The organism is Curtobacterium sp. YC1 (assembly GCF_016267665.1).
Classification (GTDB): domain Bacteria; phylum Actinomycetota; class Actinomycetes; order Actinomycetales; family Microbacteriaceae; genus Curtobacterium.
In genome coordinates this window covers 1783877-1801516 of the sequence record NZ_CP066341.1, presented here as the reverse complement: position 1 = coordinate 1801516, position 17640 = coordinate 1783877, and the positions used below count along the sequence as shown (strand labels likewise).

Here is a 17640-nt window from a genome sequence, read left to right as displayed (position 1 = left end):
CGTAGGCTAGGAGCCTGATGACCGACAGCACCAGCACCGACACCGAAGCGGTCCTCGACCGCGCACGCTTCGGTGCGGACGGCCTGCTCCCCGCCATCGTGCAGGAGGAATCGTCGAAGGACGTCCTCATGCTCGGCTACATGGACCGGGAAGCCCTCCGCCGCACCCTCACCGAGGGACGCGTGACCTTCTGGTCGCGGTCGCGGAACGAGTACTGGCGCAAGGGTGACACGTCCGGACACGCCCAGTACGTGCGCGCGGCGGCGCTCGACTGCGACGACGACACGCTCCTCGTCACGGTCCAGCAGGTCGGTGCCGCGTGCCACACCGGTGCGCACCGGTGCTTCGACGTCGACCCCCTCGCGCCGGTGACGGCGTCGGCGCCGTCGTCCTCCGGTGCGCCGGACGCGACCGGGCCCGCTCGAGCGGACACGGCAGTGGAGGCGAGCCGGTGACGGCCGCGACCGGGTCCGACCAGCCGCACACGACCTCCCGGCCGGAGTTCGACGCCCTGCTCGGCGACCACCGGGTCGTGCCGGTGGTGCGCGCGCTCTACGGCGACAGCGAGACGCCCGTCGGCGTGTACCGCAAGCTCGCCGACGGCCGTCCCGGGTCCTTCCTGCTCGAGTCCGCGGGGCAGGGCGGCCTGTGGTCGCGCTGGTCCTTCGTGGGTGTGCGCAGCTTCGGCGTGCTCACGCAGGACGGCGACCGCGCCGCCTGGATCGACACCGGCATCGCCGCGGAGCGGGCCGTCGGGTCGCTCGACGGCGCACCGCTCGAGGTGCTCGCGCGACTGCACGAACGGTGGGCCACGCCCCGGGTGCCGGGGTCGCCCCCGCTCGTCGGCGGCACGGTGGGCTTCATCGGGTGGGAGGCCGTCCGGCAGCTCGAACACCTGCCGAACGTGCCGCCGGCCGACTTCGACGTGCCCGGCCAGGCGCTGTCCTTCGTGTCCGAGCTGGCAGCGCTCGACCACCGCACGGGGCTCGTGCTTCTCGTCGCGAGCGTGCTGAACGACGGCACCGACGACGCGGACACCCTGTGGGCCGACGCGCAGCAGCGCCTCGACCGCATGCAGGGCGACCTGGTGCAGCCCACCGTGGCGACCGTCGCCGAGGCGTTCGAGATCGCCGAGCCGACGCCGACGCACCGCACCAGCCCGGCCGACTACATGGCGGCGGTGGACCGCTCGAAGGGGTTCATCCGCGACGGCGACGTGTTCCAGGTCGTCATCTCGCAGCGCTTCGACCACGAGGTCACGGCCGACCCGCTCGACGTCTACCGCGTGCTCCGGACGCTCAACCCGAGCCCGTACATGTACTTCCTGGCCCTGGCGGACACCGCCGACGAGCGCTTCTGGATCGTCGGCGCCTCGCCCGAGGCCCTGGTCAAGGTGCAGGACGGCCGCGCCATCACGCACCCCATCGCCGGGTCCCGACCGCGCGGCGCGACGCCCGAGGAGGACGTCCGTCTCGGCGAGGAGCTGCTCGGCGACCCGAAGGAGCGCGCCGAACACCTGATGCTCGTCGACCTCGCCCGCAACGACCTGCAGAAGGTGTGCGAGCCCGGCACGGTCGGTGTCACCGAGTTCATGACGGTCGAGCGGTTCAGCCACATCATGCACCTCGTCTCGAGCGTCGAGGGCCGGGTGCGCCCGGAGGCCTCGGCGATCGACGTGTTCCGCGCGACGTTCCCGGCCGGCACGCTCTCGGGCGCGCCGAAGCCGCGCGCGCTCGAGATCATCGACGAGCTCGAGCCGGCGAAGCGCGGCGCCTACGCCGGCGTCGTCGGGTACTTCGACTTCGCCGGGGACGCCGACCTCGCGATCGCGATCCGGACCGCCCTCATCAAGGACGGGGTCGCCCGCGTGCAGGCGGGTGCCGGCCTCGTGGCCGACTCCGATCCGGAGACCGAGCACGTCGAGGCCGTGAACAAGGCCGCAGCCCCGCTCCGAGCGGTCGCGACGGCGAACCGGATGCGCGAGGTCCGCCCGTGAAGCGCTCGCGCCCGATCGTCGTCGTGGCCGGGCTCCTGGTGGCCGGCGTGATCATGCTCGCCTGGACGCAGACCTGGTTCACCGTGCGGCTGCAGGCCGGCGCCGCCGTGACGTCGACCGTCGCGGCCGACGGCGCAGCGGTGGTGCCGCAGTACACGGCCCTCGCGATCGCGAGCCTCGCGCTGTTCCTCGCCATGACGATCGCCGGCCGGGTGCTGCGCGTCGTCCTCGCCGGGGTGGAGATCCTGCTGGGCGTCGGTGTGGTCGTCAGCGGGATCACGGCGCTCGTCGACCCGCTCGCCGCAGCCCGCGGTGCCGTCGGCGAGGTCGCCGGTGTGAGCGACCTCGGGGCCGTGCGACAGGTCGTCGCGAGCGTCTCCGTCAGCCCGTGGCCGGCCGTGGGCATCGCAGGCGGCGTGCTCGCCGTGCTGCTCGGCGTCGTGGTCGTCGTCGTGCAGCGCTCCTGGCCCGGCCCGAGCCGCAAGTACGGTGCGACCACCTCGGGAGCGGCGGCAGCGGCACGCCGTGCGGCACCGGTGGAGCGCGACGCCGTCGTCGACTGGGACGACCTCAGCGCGGGCGTCGACCCGACCTCCGCGGACGGCGCGGTCGCCGGGTCACCCACCGACGACACGGTAGGATCGGAGCGGCGTCGGTCGTCCGACGACGCCGGAACAGAACGAGGAGCACCGTGAGCAACACTGAGCCCGCAGAACTCGGCGAAGGCCACTCGCCGGCCGCCTGGACCGCCGTCGTGATCATGCTGATCGGATTCGCGGCAGGCACGCTGTTCTTCTGGTTCGACATGCCGTGGGGCGTCTGGGCCTCGGCGGGCGTCGTCCTCATCGGCCTCATCGCCGGTGGTGTGATGAAGAAGGCCGGCTACGGCGTCGACGGCCCGAAGTTCGTCCCCAAGCACCACGGCGAGTAGAGCACCCATGCCGAACGTGCTCGAGACCCTCGTCACGGGCGCGCTCGAGGACGCCGCTGCCCGTCGCGTCGACCGTCCGTACGCCGACGTCGAACGTGACCTCGACCGGGTCGCGTCGCCGCTCGACGCCCTGACCTTCCTGCAGCCCGGCGACCACGTCAAGGTGATCGCCGAGGTCAAGCGCGCGAGCCCGTCCCGCGGGTCGATGGCCCCCATCGCGGACCCCGCGGCCCTCGCCGCCGACTACGAGCGCGGTGGCGCGTCGACCATCAGCGTGCTGACCGAGGGCCGGAAGTTCCTCGGCAGCCTCGCCGACCTCGAGGCCGTGAAGGCCCGCGTCGGGGTACCCGTGCTCCGCAAGGACTTCATCGCCGACCCGTACCAGGTGGTCGAGGCACGGGCCTCGGGCGCCGACGTCGTGCTGCTCATCGTGGCGGCGCTCGAGCAGGCGCGCCTGGTCGAGCTGCACGCCCTGGCCGAGGAGCTCGGCATGCGGGTGCTCGTCGAGGCCCACTCCGCCGACGAGGTCACCCGCGGGCTCGACGCCGGAGCACGGATCCTCGGTGTCAACGCCCGTGACCTGACCGACTTCTCGCTCGACCGCGACCTGTTCGGCCGGCTCGCCGACCGCATCCCCGCCGGGGTCGTGCGCGTCGCCGAGTCCGCCGTCTCCGGTCCTGCCGACGTCGCCCATTACCGGGCGGCCGGCGCCGACGTCGTGCTGGTCGGTGAGGCGCTCGTGACGGGCGCCGACCCCGCCGCCACCCTGGCGTCGTTCATCGCAGCCGCCGACCGCGGCTGACCGTTCCACCGTCCGACCCCGCCGACCCGGCGGTGTCGGGCTCGTCCCGGGAAGAACCCATCGTGACCTCACTCCGCGACCTGCACGGCCCGTACTTCGGCGACTTCGGCGGGCGCTTCGTCCCCGAGTCCCTCGTCCTCGCGCTCGACGAGCTCGAAGCCGCGTTCCGCGAGGCCTGGGCGGACCCGTCCTTCCGGGCGGAACTCGACGAACTGCAGCGCGACTACACCGGTCGGCCCTCGATCATCACCGAGGTGCCGCGGTTCGCGAAGCACGCGGGCGGCGCCCGCGTCATCCTGAAGCGCGAGGACCTCAACCACACCGGGTCGCACAAGATCAACAACGTCCTGGGCCAGGCGCTCGTCGCCCGTCGGCTCGGCAAGACCCGCCTGATCGCCGAGACCGGCGCCGGCCAGCACGGTGTCGCCACCGCGACGGCCGCCGCGCTGTTCGGCATGGAGTGCGTCGTGTACATGGGCGCCGTCGACACCGAGCGCCAGGCGCTCAACGTGGCTCGGATGCGGCTGCTCGGCGCCGAGGTGATCCCGGTCGAGACGGGATCACGCACCCTGAAGGACGCCATCAACGACGCGCTGCGCGACTGGGTCGCCAACGTCGAGTCGACGCACTACCTGCTCGGCACCGTCGCGGGTCCGCACCCGTTCCCGGAGATGGTCCGCGAGTTCCACAAGGTGATCGGGGAAGAGGCGCGCCAGCAGGTCCTGGACCGCATCGGCCGCCTGCCCGACGCCGTCGCGGCCTGCGTCGGCGGCGGCTCGAACGCCATGGGCATCTTCGAGGCGTTCCTCGACGACGAGTCCGTCGCGCTGCACGGCTTCGAGGCCGGCGGCGAGGGCGTCGAGACCGGTCGGCACGCCGCGAGCATCACGCTCGGCCGCGAGGGCGTGCTGCAAGGCACGAAGTCCTACCTGATGCAGGACGAGGACGGCCAGACCATCGAGAGCCACAGCATCTCCGCCGGCCTCGACTACCCGAGCGTCGGCCCGGAGCACGCCTACCTGGCTTCCATCGGGCGGGCGAAGTACGAGCCGATCACCGACGCCGAGGCGATGGAGGCGTTCCGCCTGCTGAGTCAGACCGAGGGCATCATCCCCGCCATCGAGTCGTCGCACGCCCTGGCCGGCGCGATCAAGCTCGGCAAGGAGCTCGGCCCCGAGGGCGTCGTGCTCGTGAACCTGTCCGGCCGTGGTGACAAGGACGTCGCGTCCGCCAGTCGCTACTTCGGCATCCTCGACGAGAACGCGGTGCAGCTGTGACCACTGACGAGACGACCGCGCCCCGGTCCGTCGCCACGACGATCGACCGCGCCAACGCCGAGCGTGCCGGTGCCGTCGTCGGCTACCTGCCCGCCGGGTACCCCGACCTGCAGACCAGCGTCGACGCGGCCGTCGCCCTGGCGGAGAACGGGGTCGACGTCATCGAGTTCGGTCTGCCGTACTCCGACCCCGTGATGGACGGACCGGTGATCCAGCGCGCCGCCGAGGAGAGCCTGGCGAACGGCTTCCGCGTCGCGCAGGTCTTCGACGCCGTGCACCAGATCACCGAACGCGCCGACGTCCCGGTGCTCGTGATGACCTACTGGAACCCGGTGCTGCGCTACGGCGTCGACCGCTTCGCCGACGACCTGGTCGCCGCGGGGGCCGCCGGACTCATCACGCCGGACCTCATCCCCGACGAGGCCACGGCGTGGACCGAGGCCTCCGAGCGCACCGGGCTCGACCGGGTGTTCCTCGCCGCGCCGTCGTCGTCGGACGACCGGATGCGCCAGGCCGTCGAAGCGAGCCGCGGGTTCGTGTACGCCGTCTCCACGATGGGCGTCACGGGTGCCCGCGCGGGCGTCGACTCGGCCGCACGCACCGTGGTGTCCCGGCTCCGCGACGCCGGCGTCGAGCGCACCTGCGTCGGCCTCGGGATCTCGACCGCCGAGCAGGTCGGCGAGGTGCTCGAGTACGCCGACGGCGCCATCGTCGGGTCGGCCTTCGTGCGCGCACTGGCCGACCTCGGTGTGCAGGGCGTGGCCGACCGTGCCGCCGACCTCACCACCGGTGCCCGCCGCCGCTAGTCCAGTTCCTGTCGGACCCGTTCCCCGCGCTACAGTGAGCGGGTCCGACGCCACGTCGACCGCGCCCCGTCAGTCCCGAAAGGCGACCGTTCCTCCATGCCCCTCCTGAGCATCCCGAGCCCGAGCACCGCCTGGCAGTACTTCGACCTCACCGCCTGGTTGCGCGACGCGTTCGGTTGGTCGCTGCCCCTCGACTTCCGCATCCACGCCTACGCGATCTGCATCCTCGTCGGGATCGTCGCCGCGGTGCTGCTCGCGAACCGTCGGCTCAACGCCCGGGGCGTCGAGCGCTGGATCATCATCGACATCGCGATCTGGGCCGTCCCCGCCGGCATCATCGGCGGTCGGCTCTTCCACGTCGTCACGCACGTGTCCGACTACTTCGGTCCGGGCATCGACCCGCTGTCCTTCCTGTACATCTGGGAGGGCGGGCTCGCGATCTTCGGCGCGCTGATCCTCGGCTCGGTCGGCGCCTGGATCGGGTGCCGCCAGGTCGGGCTGCGCTTCACGTCGTTCATCGACGCGGTCGTGCCCGGCGTGCTGCTCGCGCAGGCGTTCGGTCGCCTGGGCAACTACTTCAACCAGGAGCTCTTCGGCATGCCGACGAGCCTGCCGTGGGGGCTCGAGATCGACTCGACCAACGCGGCGTTCCCGACGGGGCTGCCCGAGGGCACGCTGTTCCACCCGACGTTCCTGTACGAGATCCTCTGGAACGTGCTCGGCGTCGTCGTGATCCTGTTCCTCGCGCGCCGGTTCACGCTGCAGTGGGGCAAGGTCCTGGCCCTGTACCTGATCTGGTACGGCGTCGGCCGGTCGGTCCTCGAGTCCATCCGCGTCGACACGAGCGAGACCTTCTTCGGTGTCCGCACGAACGTCTGGATGGCGCTGGCGGCGATCCTCGTCGGCATCCTGATCTTCGTGGTGCAGAGCCGACGCCACACGGGCAAGGAGCCGAGCCCGTACCTGCCGGGTCGCGAGCCCCGTCCGAGGTCCGCTGTAGACTCCGAGGACACCTTCTCGGAGCACGACGACGACGACGCAGCAGCCGTCACGAGCGACGACGCGGTGACGACCACCCGCTAGCCACCGCGGCGGCACAGCCCGTCCGACACCGCGGTCACCGCACCAGCACCAGCAGTACCAGCAGCAGCACCACCCCCGGGCCCACCACAAGCGGGTCCCGCGCAACCTCGCCGGCCGGCAGCGCACACCGTTGCCGGCGGGCACGGGCACCAGTCCCGCCCGCTCGGGCGGAACGCACCACCGGGCCACCGCTGTCCCTGTTCCACTTCCTCGTGAGGACGGTTCCCCATGGCGCTCCAGCCAACCCAGCCCTCGGCACCGACGACGCTCGTGCCGCCGCACCGACGGTTCTCGGCGGTGCCCGACGCCACCGGCGCGTACGACCCGGCGAACGAGAAGGACGCGTGCGGTCTCGCGATGGTGGCGACCCTGCGCGGGACGCCCGGCCACGACATCGTCGACGCGGCGCTCGGCGCGCTGCGGAACCTCGAGCACCGCGGTGCCGTCGGCTCCGACGCCGGTACCGGTGACGGCGCCGGCATCCTTTGCCAGGTGCCCGACGCGTTCCTGCGGGCCGTCGTGCCGTTCGACCTGCCGCAGGCGGGGGAGTACGCGGTCGGCACGGCCTACCTGCCCGTCGACGAGGACGCCCGGCACGCCGTGAAGGGCGCCGTCGAGCGGCTCGCGCGCGAAGAGGGCCTGAAGGTGCTCGGGTGGCGCGAGGTGCCGGTGCGCCCCGAGGAGCTCGGCACCCTGGCCCGGGCGGCGATGCCCGCCTTCGAGCAGCTCTTCGTCGCCTCGATCCGGCACGACGTGCACGGTGCGTCGTGGAGCGGCATCGCCCTCGACCGCCAGGCCTTCCGGCTCCGCAAGCGCGCCGAGCACGACAACGACCTGTACTTCATGTCGCTGTCGAGCCGCACCATGGTCTACAAGGGCATGGTCACGACGCTGCAGCTCGAGCCCTTCTACCCCGACCTCAGCGACGAGCGCTTCGCGTCGAAGCTCGCCATCGTCCACTCGCGCTACTCCACCAACACGTTCCCGTCGTGGCCGCTCGCGCAGCCGTTCCGGACGATCGCGCACAACGGCGAGATCAACACCGTGCGGGGCAACCGCAACTGGATGCGTGCCCGCCAGTCGCAGCTCGAGAGCGACCTGCTCGGGGACATGGCGCCGCTGCTGCCGATCGTCAGCCCTGGTGCCAGCGACTCGGCCTCGTTCGACGAGACGCTCGAGCTGCTCACGCTGACCGGACGCTCGCTGCCGCACGCGGTGTCGATGATGGTGCCGGAGGCGTGGGAGAACCAGGTCGGCATGGACCCGGACCTGCGGGCCTTCTACGAGTACCACTCGATGCTCATGGAGCCGTGGGACGGCCCCGCCGCGATCACCTTCACCGACGGAGCCCTGGTCGGCGCGACGCTCGACCGCAACGGGCTCCGCCCCGGCCGCTTCCTGGTCACCGACGACGGGCTCATCGTGATGGGCTCCGAGACCGGGGTCATCGACGTCCCCGCGGCGAAGGTCGTCCGCAAGGGCCGCCTGCGCCCCGGCCGGATGTTCCTGGTCGACACCGAGGCCGGCCGCATCATCGAGGACGACGAGGTCAAGCGCGGCCTCGCGACGTCCGGTCCCTGGGCCGAGTGGCTCGAAGCCGGCCGGATCAACCTGAACGACCTGCCGGAGCGCGAGCACATCGTGCACACCCCGGCCTCGGTCACCCGTCGCCAGCGCGCGTTCGGGTACACCGAGGAAGAGGTCCGGATCCTGCTGCGCCCGATGGCAGCCGCCGGCGCGGAGCCGCTCGGCGCGATGGGGTCGGACACCCCGATCGCGGTGCTGTCGCAGCGCCCGCGCCTGCTGTTCGACTACTTCACCCAGCAGTTCGCCCAGGTCACCAACCCGCCGCTCGACTCGATCCGCGAACAGGTCATCACGTCGATGGGTCTGGGTCTCGGGCCGGAGCGCAACCTGCTGTCCGCGGGGCCCGAGCACGCCGAGCAGATCGTGCTGGACTTCCCGGTCATCGACAACGACCAGCTCGCCAAGATCCAGCACTACGAGTCCGCGACCGGCCGCCACCTCACCGTGACGATCCGGGGCCTGTACCGCGTCGACGCCGGCAAGAAGGCGATGCAGAAGCGCATCGCCGCCGTCTGCGACGAGGTCGACGCGGCGATCGAGTCGGGCAAGCAGTTCATCGTGCTGTCCGACCGCGACGGCAACGCCGAGCAGGCGCCCGTGCCGAGCCTGCTGCTGCTCGCCGCCGTGCACCACCACCTCATCCGCACCGAGCAGCGCATGAAGGTCGGGCTCATCGTCGAGGCCGGTGACGTCCGCGAGGTCCACCACGTGGCGACGCTCATCGGGTACGGCGCATCGGCGATCAACCCGTACCTCGCGATGGAGACCTGCGAGAACCTCGTCCGGGCCGGCATGATCCCGGGCATCACCCCCGAGCAGGCCGTCAAGAACGTCATCAAGGCGCTCGGCAAGGGCGTGCTGAAGATCATGTCGAAGATGGGCATCTCGACGGTGTCCAGCTACGCGGGTGCGCAGGCGTTCGAGGCGGTCGGGCTCAGCCAGGAGTTCGTCGACAAGTACTTCACCGGCACCTCGTCGATCCTGGGCGGCGTCGACATCGACGTCATCGCGAAGGAGAACGCCGAGCGGCACGCCCAGGCCTACCCGCAGGACGGCGCGGTGCTCTCGCACGAGCGCCTGCAGATCGGTGGCGAGTACCAGTGGCGCCGCCAGGGCCCGCCGCACCTGTTCAACCCGGACACGGTGTTCCGCCTGCAGCACGCCACCCGTGCGCGCCGGTACGACATCTTCCGCGAGTACTCGAGCGCCGTGGACGACCAGTCCGAGGAACTCATGACCCTGCGCGGGCTCTTCCGCTTCAAGCAGGGTGCCCGGCAGCCGGTCGCGCTCGACGAGGTCGAGCCGATCGAGTCGATCGTCAAGCGGTTCAACACCGGCGCGATGTCGTACGGCTCGATCTCGCAGGAAGCCCACGAGACCCTGGCCATCGCGATGAACCGGCTGGGCGGCCGGTCGAACACGGGTGAGGGCGGCGAGGACGTCGACCGCCTGCTCGACCCGGAGCGTCGCAGCGCCATCAAGCAGGTCGCGTCCGGCCGGTTCGGCGTGACGAGCATGTACCTGACGCACGCGACCGACATCCAGCTGAAGATGGCGCAGGGCGCGAAGCCCGGCGAGGGCGGGCAGCTGCCCCCGCAGAAGGTCTACCCCTGGGTGGCGCGCACGCGGCACGCGACGGCCGGTGTCGGGCTCATCTCGCCGCCGCCGCACCACGACATCTACTCCATCGAGGACCTCAAGCAGCTGATCTTCGACGTCAAGCGCGCCAACCCGGCCGCCCGCGTGCACGTCAAGCTCGTCAGCCAGTCCGGCATCGGCGCGGTCGCGGCCGGGGTGACGAAGGCCCTGGCCGACGTCGTGCTCGTCTCCGGCCACGACGGCGGCACGGGGGCGAGCCCCTTGAACTCGCTCAAGCACGCCGGCACCCCGTGGGAGATCGGGCTCGCCGAGACGCAGCAGACGCTCATGCTGAACGGCATGCGCGACCGCGTCGTCGTGCAGGTGGACGGGCAGATGAAGACCGGTCGCGACGTCGTCGTCGCCGCCCTGCTCGGCGCCGAGGAGTACGGCTTCGCCACCGCTCCGCTCGTCGTCGAGGGCTGCATCCTCATGCGGGTCTGCCACCTGGACACCTGCCCCGTCGGGGTCGCGACGCAGAACCCGGAGCTGCGCAAGCGGTTCACCGGCAAGCCGGAGTTCGTCGTGAACTTCTTCGAGTTCATCGCGCAAGAGGTCCGCGAGCTCCTCGCCGAGCTCGGCTTCCGCAGCCTGGACGAGGCGATCGGGCAGACGCAGGCACTCGACGTCGACCGCGCCGTCGAGCACTGGAAGGCGTCCGGGCTCGACCTGGGCCCGGTGCTCACGGGGCCGGACTTCGACGACGCCGAACCCCGCCGCCACCACCGCGAGCAGGACCACGAACTCGACGAGCACTTCGACGTGCAGCTCATCCAGCAGACCGCCGACGTCCTCGAGCACGGTGGTTCGATCACGCTGGACCTGCCGATCCGCAACACCGAGCGGGCCGTCGGCACCATGCTGGGCCACCACGTCACGCTGCGGCACGGCGAACACGGGCTGCCCAACGGCTCGATCGACGTCACGCTGCGCGGATCCGCCGGGCAGTCGCTCGGCGCGTTCCTGCCGGCGGGGATCACGCTGCGGCTCATCGGCGACAGCAACGACTACGTCGGCAAGGGGCTGTCCGGCGGGCAGATCGTCGTGCGCCCGGACGCCGAGTCCGGCTTCGACCCGGCGCAGAACGTGATCGCGGGCAACGTGATCGGCTACGGCGCGACCCAGGGCACCATGTTCATCCGGGGCATCGTGGGGGAGCGCTTCCTGGTCCGCAACTCCGGTGCCACCGCCGTCGTCGAGGGCGTCGGCGACCACGCGCTCGAGTACATGACGGGCGGGCTCGCGCTCGTGCTCGGCGAGACCGGCCGGAACCTCGGTGCGGGCATGTCCGGCGGCACGGCGTACGTCCGCGGCCTGCGCGAGGAGCACGTCAACACCGACGCGCTGGCCTCCGGCGAGCTGCGACTCGAGGCGCTCGACAGCGCCGACGTCGCGATCGTCACCGACCTGCTCACCCGGCACGCCGACGAGACCGGGTCGACCCTGGCGTCCGACCTGCTCGCGTCCGGGGACCTGAGCGACTTCGTCAAGGTGCTGCCGCGTGACTACGCGGCGGTGCTCGAGACCCGCAAGCAGGCCGTCGACGAGGGGCTCGACCCCGACGGCGACGTCGTCTGGAACCGCATCTTGGAGGTAACAGTTGGCTGACCCGAAGGGCTTCCTCAAGGTCCAGGAACGCGAACTCCCGCCGCGGCGGCCCGTGCCCGTGCGGCTCATGGACTGGAAAGAGGTCTACGAGCAGCAGGAGTCCGGTGTCCTCAAGCGCCAGGCCGGCCGCTGCATGGACTGCGGCGTGCCGTTCTGCCACCAGGGCTGCCCGCTCGGCAACCTCATCCCGGAGTGGAACGACCTGACGTGGCGCGGCGAGGGCCGTCAGGCCATCGAGCGGCTGCACGAGACGAACAACTTCCCGGAGTTCACCGGTCGGCTCTGCCCGGCACCGTGCGAGTCGTCGTGCGTGCTCGGCATCAACCAGCCCCCGGTGACCATCAAGCAGGTCGAGGTCTCGATCATCGACCAGGCGTTCCAGAACGGGTGGGTCACCCCGCACCCGCCGGAGCGCCTGACCGGCAAGACCGTCGCCGTCGTCGGGTCCGGCCCGGCCGGCCTGGCCGCCGCGCAGCAGCTCACGCGTGCCGGGCACACGGTCGCCGTCTACGAGCGTGACGACCGCATCGGCGGTCTGCTCCGCTACGGCATCCCGGACTTCAAGATGGAGAAGCGCCAGATTGACGCGCGCCTCGCCCAGATGCAGGCCGAGGGCACGCGGTTCCGCGCCGGCGTCGAGATCGGCAAGGACATCACCTGGGACGACCTGAAGTCGCGCTACGACGCGGTCGTTGTCGCCACCGGTGCCACCGTGCCGCGCGACCTGCCGATCCCGGGGCGCGACCTCGAGGGCGTGCACTTCGCGATGGACTACCTCGTCCAGCAGAACAAGGCGAACGCCGGCACGACGGTCGACAACCAGATCACCGCCGAGGGCAAGCACGTCGTCGTCATCGGCGGCGGCGACACCGGCGCCGACTGCATCGGCACGGCGCACCGCCAGGGCGCGCTGAGCGTGACGAACCTGGCGATCGGCAAGCAGCCGCCGCTCGAGCGTCCCTCGGACCAGCCGTGGCCGATGTTCCCGACGGTGTTCGAGGTCACGAGCGCTCACGAGGAGGGCGGCGAGCGGCACTTCCTCGCCTCCACGGTCGAGTTCCTGGCGAACCCGGCGGGCGAGGTCCGCGCGCTGCGGGTCGCCGAGACCGAGTACCTCGACGGGCGACGCGTCCCGAAGGCCGGCACGGAGCGCGAGATCCCCGCCGACCTCGTGCTCGTCGCGATGGGGTTCACCGGACCCGAGTCCGACACCATCGAGCCGCAGCTCGGACTGCCGACCACGGCCTCCGGTGCGCTCGACCGCCGTGCCGACTACGCGACCAACGAGGCCGGCGTGTTCGTCGCCGGTGACGCCGGTCGCGGGCAGTCGCTCATCGTGTGGGCGATCGCCGAGGGCCGTGCCGCCGCGGCCCAGGTCGACGAGTACCTCGAGGGCTCCACGATCCTGCCGGCACCGGTCAAGGCGACCGACCGGGCGATCTCGGTCTGATGTCGACCGGTCACCACCAGATGCTCACCCAGCCGTGAGCGTGAGGCCACCAGCACTCGGTAAGGTGCTGGTGGCCTCACTGCGTTCCGCGCAGCCCCACGGCGCGGAAACCCCAGGCTCCATCCACCACCACGAAGGAATCCATTGAGACGCGCAAAGATCGTTTCGACGCTCGGACCGGCAACGTCGGACTACGAGACCGTCAAGGAGATCATCGAAGCGGGCGTCGACGTCGCCCGCCTCAACCTCAGCCACGGTGACTACAGCGTCCACGAGGCCAACTACGTGAACGTCCGCCGTGCCGCCGAGGAGCTCGGCAAGCCCGTCGCGATCCTCGTCGACCTGCAGGGTCCGAAGATCCGTCTGGCCAAGTTCGCCGACGGCCCGCACGACCTCGCCGTGGGTGACGTCTTCACCATCACGACCGAGGACGTCCCCGGCTCGAAGGAGATCTGCGGCACGACCTTCAAGGGCCTGCCGCAGGACGTCAAGCCCGGCGACCCGCTCCTCATCGACGACGGCCGCGTGCGACTCCGCGTCCTCGACACCGACGGCGTGCGCGTCCGGACCGAGGTCGTCGTCGCCGGCACGGTGTCGAACAACAAGGGCATCAACCTGCCCGGCGTCGCCGTCAACGTCCCCGCGCTGAGCGAGAAGGACGAGGCGGACCTGCGCTGGGCCATCCGCCAGGGCGCCGACCTCATCGCGCTGTCGTTCGTGCGGAACGCCGCCGACGTCGACCGCGCCCACGAGATCATGGACGAGGAGGGCAAGCGCCTGCCCGTCATCGCCAAGGTCGAGAAGCCGCAGGCCGTCGACGCCCTCGAGGAGATCATCGACGCCTTCGACAGCATCATGGTCGCCCGCGGTGACCTGGGTGTCGAGCTCCCGCTCGAGGCGGTGCCGATCGTGCAGAAGCGCGCCGTCGAGCTGTCCCGCCGCATGGCGAAGCCGGTCATCGTCGCGACGCAGATGCTCGAGTCGATGATCTCGTCGCCGATCCCGACCCGCGCCGAGACCTCCGACGTCGCCAACGCCGTCCTCGACGGCGCCGACGCGGTCATGCTGTCCGGCGAGACGAGCGTCGGCGAGTACCCGGTGCAGACCGTCCGCACCATGGCGCGCATCGTCGAGTCCACCGAGGACCACGGCCTCGAGCGCATCGCCCCGCTCGGCACCAAGCCGCGCACGCTCGGCGGTGCGATCACCCTCGCCGCCGTCGAGATCGCCGAGTTCACCGAGGCGTCGTACCTCTGCGTCTTCACCGAGTCTGGTGACTCCGCACGCCGCATGTCGCGCCTGCGCCACGGCCTGCCGATCATCGCCTTCACGCCGAACGAGGCGACGCGCCGACGGATGGCCCTGACCTGGGGCGTGCGTTCGTTCCTGGTCGAGCGGAAGACCCACACCGACGAGCTCTTCTCGCAGGTCGACGACGTCCTCCTCGAGAACGGCCTGGCCGCCCCCGGCGATCGCGTCATCGTGACGGCCGGGTCCCCTCCCGGCATCGAGGGCTCGACGAACGACCTCCGCGTGCACCGCGTGGGCGACGCCCACGCCGAGGCCGCCCCGGCGTACGTCCGGGACTGATCCGCGGGATCCGTCGCCACCAGGGCGCGGACGGGAGGCCCGGTGCAGCTGCACCGACCGCCTCCGGTCCGCGCCCTGTCGCGTCCACCCCGCGCGGCGCCGCGCCTGCGCCGCTCCGCGCCGCCGCGCCTGCGCCGCTCCGCGCCCCGCTGCGGTCATCGCGCCCCGGTGTGCCGGGGCGCGACGACCGCAGCGGGGCGCGCTCGCGCGCCGGCGCTCCGTGCGCGGACGCGTATACCCCGGGCGCCGGGCGCGCTCCCGCCCCGCGGCAGACGCGCCCGGACGGCCGCGCGAGCGGGCAGGATGGCTGGTGTGAGCCTCCAGGACGACACCGTGTCCCCACCCACCGCGGCCGATGTCCGCCGCTGGCGGCGCTACCTGGCCGACGAGCGCGCCGAGGCCGCGGTGTACCGCAACCTGGCGGCCCGCCGTTCCGGCGAGGAGCGCGCGATCCTCGCCGCCCTGGCCGAGGCCGAGGGTCGTCACGCCGAGCACTGGATCGACCTGCTCGGCGACGAGGTCGGACGGCCGCAGCGAGGGAGCCTGCGGACGCGGGTGCTCGCCGCCCTGGCGAAGCGGTTCGGGTCGGTCTTCGTCCTCGCGCTCATGCAGCGTGCCGAGGACCGCTCGCCCTACGCCGACGACGCCGACGCCACCGCACGGATGGCGGCCGACGAACGCATCCACGGCGAGGTCGTCCGGGGGCTCGCGAACCGCGGGCGCATGCGGCTGTCCGGCACCTTCCGCGCGGCGGTCTTCGGGGCGAACGACGGGCTGGTGTCGAACCTGGCGCTCATCATCGGCATCAGCGCGTCCGGGGCGGACCGTCACGTCGTCCTGCTGAGCGGCGTCGCCGGCCTGCTCGCGGGCGCGCTCTCGATGGGTGCGGGGGAGTACGTGTCCGTGCGGTCGCAGCGCGAACTGCTCGAGGCGTCGGCGCCGCACCCCGAGGCACGGGACGCCGTGTCGGACCTGGACGTCGACGCGAACGAGCTCGCGCTCGTCTACCGGGCGCGCGGGATGAGCGAGGACGAGGCGACCGCCCACGCCGCCGAGGTGTTGTCCGGCATCGGTGAACGGCGTCCCGCGACCGGGTCGACACCGGTCGGCGACGACCACGAGGCCGTCGGTACCGGACTCAGCGCCGCGGTGTCGAGCTTCTGCTTCTTCGCGTCCGGCGCGGTCATCCCGGTGCTGCCGTTCCTGCTCGGTATGCAGGGGCTGCCGGCGATCGCCGTCGCGGGCGGGTTGGTGGGCATCGCCCTGCTCGGCACCGGTGCCGTCGTCGGGGTGCTCAGCGGGGCGTCCCCGGGCAGGCGGGCGTTCCGGCAGCTCGCCATCGGGTTCGGCGCGGCGGCCGTGACGTACGGGCTCGGGCTGCTCTTCGGGACCGGTCCGGCCTAGCGGCGGACGGCGGCGCGTGGCGGCAGGAGCAGCAGGGTCGCGGCGCCCACGGTGACCAGCGCGACGCCCGCGACGACCACGAACACGGTCAGCGCCAGGCCGGGAGCGGCGAGCACGGCGACCCCCGCCGCGACCGACAGCAGGGCGCTGACCACCGTCGGCACGCGTGACGAGCCCGGGTGCCCGACGACCCCGCCGACCAGCGCCGCGATGCCCTCCGCGACGAAGCCGACACCGGCGAGCACCGCGTAGACCACCAGGGGGATCGCCGGGTCCACCAGCGTGACGAGCCCGGCCGCTGCGACGAGGCCACCCACCACGCCGGAGGTCCACCGCCAGACCGGCGCGGTGTCGCGCCCGCGCACCGCCGCGAACACCCGGAGCGCACCGGCGACGACGAGGTGGACGCCGAACACCAGGGCGACGAGCACGAGCGTCGGGCGCGGCCAAGCCACGGCGACGACCCCGAGGGCCACGGCGACGACGGCGGTGACGACGACGAACACCCGGAACGTGCGGACGGCACGGGAATCCACGAGCACTCCTCCCTGGTCGGACTGCAGGCCCCCAGCACGCTACCCGTCGGTCGGGCGCCCGTGCATGCCGGGCTCCCAGGGCCGGGGACGACGGCCGGGCTGGTAGTGTTGGTGCCCTCGCGAGTGTGGTGGAATCGGCAGACACGGGGCACTCAAAATGCTCTGCCTCACGGCGTGCGGGTTCAAGTCCCGCCACTCGTACTGTGCACGGCCCACTCCTGGTCCGGAGCGGTGTGGGACGATCCGGCCCGCGTGGTCTGGGGTCCGGGACTTCCGGTGTCTAGTAGGCTGCTCGTCGTGAGTGACTCAGAAGCAACCGCACCAGCACCCCGTCGCGTCGTCGTCGCCGAGGACGAGTCGCTCATCCGCCTCGACATCGTCGAGATCCTCCGCGACAACGGGTTCGACGTGGTCGGTGAGGCCGGCGACGGCGAGACCGCCGTGCAGCTCGCCACGGACCTCCGTCCCGACCTGGTCGTGATGGACGTCAAGATGCCCCAGCTCGACGGCATCTCGGCGGCCGAGAAGCTGTCGAAGAACCACATCGCCCCCGTGGTCCTGCTCACGGCGTTCAGCCAGAAGGACCTCGTCGAGCGTGCGACCGAGGCCGGCGCCCTGGCCTACGTCGTCAAGCCCTTCACCCCGAACGACCTGCTCCCCGCGATCGAGATCGCCCTCTCGCGGTACCAGCAGATCATCACGCTCGAAGCCGAGGTCGCCGACCTCGTCGAGCGCTTCGAGACTCGCAAGCTCGTCGACCGTGCCAAGGGCCTGCTGAACGAGAAGATGGGCCTGACCGAGCCCGAGGCGTTCCGCTGGATCCAGAAGGCCTCGATGGACCGCCGCCTGACCATGCACGACGTCGCCAAGGCGATCATCGAGCAGCTCAGCGCCAAGAAGTAGCGCCCCCGTCGCTCACGGAACGCCGTCGG

General features: G+C 71.8%; 14 protein-coding genes and 1 tRNA gene. 14 read left to right on the top strand and 1 reads right to left on the bottom strand.

Translation table 11 applies throughout. The annotated features are described in order from the left end of the window. Window positions 1-17 precede the first annotated feature (17 nt). From hisI to I8920_RS08435, 12 genes are all read left to right on the top strand, one after another. Window positions 18-455: a phosphoribosyl-AMP cyclohydrolase gene (gene hisI, locus I8920_RS08490; protein ID WP_225558016.1), complete on the top strand. Its 438-nt coding sequence runs from the start codon at window positions 18-20 to the stop codon at window positions 453-455. Next, window positions 452-1996: an anthranilate synthase component I gene (locus I8920_RS08485; protein WP_198655959.1), complete on the top strand. Its 1545-nt coding sequence runs from the start codon at window positions 452-454 to the stop codon at window positions 1994-1996. The genes hisI and I8920_RS08485 overlap by 4 nt, the downstream gene beginning before the upstream one ends. After that, window positions 1993-2691 (top strand): Trp biosynthesis-associated membrane protein, encoded by a 699-nt coding sequence (locus I8920_RS08480; protein WP_198655958.1) that lies wholly within the window; start codon window positions 1993-1995, stop codon window positions 2689-2691. Before I8920_RS08485 ends, I8920_RS08480 begins: the two co-directional genes overlap by 4 nt. After that, a complete protein-coding gene (locus I8920_RS08475) occupies window positions 2688-2927 on the top strand; it encodes an HGxxPAAW family protein (protein ID WP_198655957.1) in 240 nt (79 codons plus the stop codon). Before I8920_RS08480 ends, I8920_RS08475 begins: the two co-directional genes overlap by 4 nt. A 7-nt stretch (window positions 2928-2934) precedes the next feature. Further along, on the top strand, window positions 2935-3729 hold the full coding sequence (trpC, locus tag I8920_RS08470) for an indole-3-glycerol phosphate synthase TrpC (RefSeq protein ID WP_198655956.1): 795 nt from the start codon (window positions 2935-2937) through the stop codon (window positions 3727-3729). A 62-nt stretch (window positions 3730-3791) separates the two neighbouring features. Next, the gene (trpB, locus tag I8920_RS08465; RefSeq protein ID WP_198655955.1) at window positions 3792-5006 is read left to right on the top strand and encodes a tryptophan synthase subunit beta; all 1215 of its coding nucleotides are present in this window, start codon (window positions 3792-3794) and stop codon (window positions 5004-5006) included. Continuing rightward, a complete protein-coding gene (trpA, locus tag I8920_RS08460; protein ID WP_198655954.1) occupies window positions 5003-5812 on the top strand; it encodes a tryptophan synthase subunit alpha in 810 nt (269 codons plus the stop codon). The genes trpB and trpA overlap by 4 nt, the downstream gene beginning before the upstream one ends. A gap of 96 nt (window positions 5813-5908) precedes the next feature. Next, window positions 5909-6895, top strand: a complete 987-nt coding sequence (gene lgt / locus I8920_RS08455; RefSeq protein ID WP_198655953.1) for a prolipoprotein diacylglyceryl transferase — start codon at window positions 5909-5911, stop codon at window positions 6893-6895. Between the two features lie 228 nt (window positions 6896-7123). Then, window positions 7124-11728, top strand: a complete 4605-nt coding sequence (gltB, locus tag I8920_RS08450; RefSeq protein WP_269802225.1) for a glutamate synthase large subunit — start codon at window positions 7124-7126, stop codon at window positions 11726-11728. Beyond that, on the top strand, window positions 11721-13178 hold the full coding sequence (locus I8920_RS08445) for a glutamate synthase subunit beta (RefSeq protein WP_198655952.1): 1458 nt from the start codon (window positions 11721-11723) through the stop codon (window positions 13176-13178). The genes gltB and I8920_RS08445 overlap by 8 nt, the downstream gene beginning before the upstream one ends. A gap of 144 nt (window positions 13179-13322) precedes the next feature. Beyond that, a complete protein-coding gene (gene pyk, locus I8920_RS08440) occupies window positions 13323-14768 on the top strand; it encodes a pyruvate kinase (protein ID WP_198655951.1) in 1446 nt (481 codons plus the stop codon). Window positions 14769-15071: 303 nt separating this feature from the next. Next, window positions 15072-16172 (top strand): VIT1/CCC1 transporter family protein, encoded by a 1101-nt coding sequence (locus I8920_RS08435; protein WP_198655950.1) that lies wholly within the window; start codon window positions 15072-15074, stop codon window positions 16170-16172. On the opposite strand, the gene I8920_RS08430 is transcribed toward I8920_RS08435, so the two are convergent. Further along, a complete protein-coding gene (locus tag I8920_RS08430) occupies window positions 16169-16708 on the bottom strand; it encodes a DUF308 domain-containing protein (RefSeq protein ID WP_198655949.1) in 540 nt (179 codons plus the stop codon). The two genes, I8920_RS08435 and I8920_RS08430, sit on opposite strands and share 4 nt — an antisense overlap. A gap of 119 nt (window positions 16709-16827) precedes the next feature. Between I8920_RS08430 and I8920_RS08425 the strand changes: the two genes are divergently transcribed. Further along, window positions 16828-16909 (top strand) — tRNA-Leu (locus I8920_RS08425). Between the two features lie 96 nt (window positions 16910-17005). Further along, window positions 17006-17611, top strand: coding sequence for an ANTAR domain-containing response regulator (locus I8920_RS08420; RefSeq protein ID WP_198655948.1), 606 nt, complete (start codon window positions 17006-17008; stop codon window positions 17609-17611). Window positions 17612-17640: the final 29 nt, after the last annotated feature.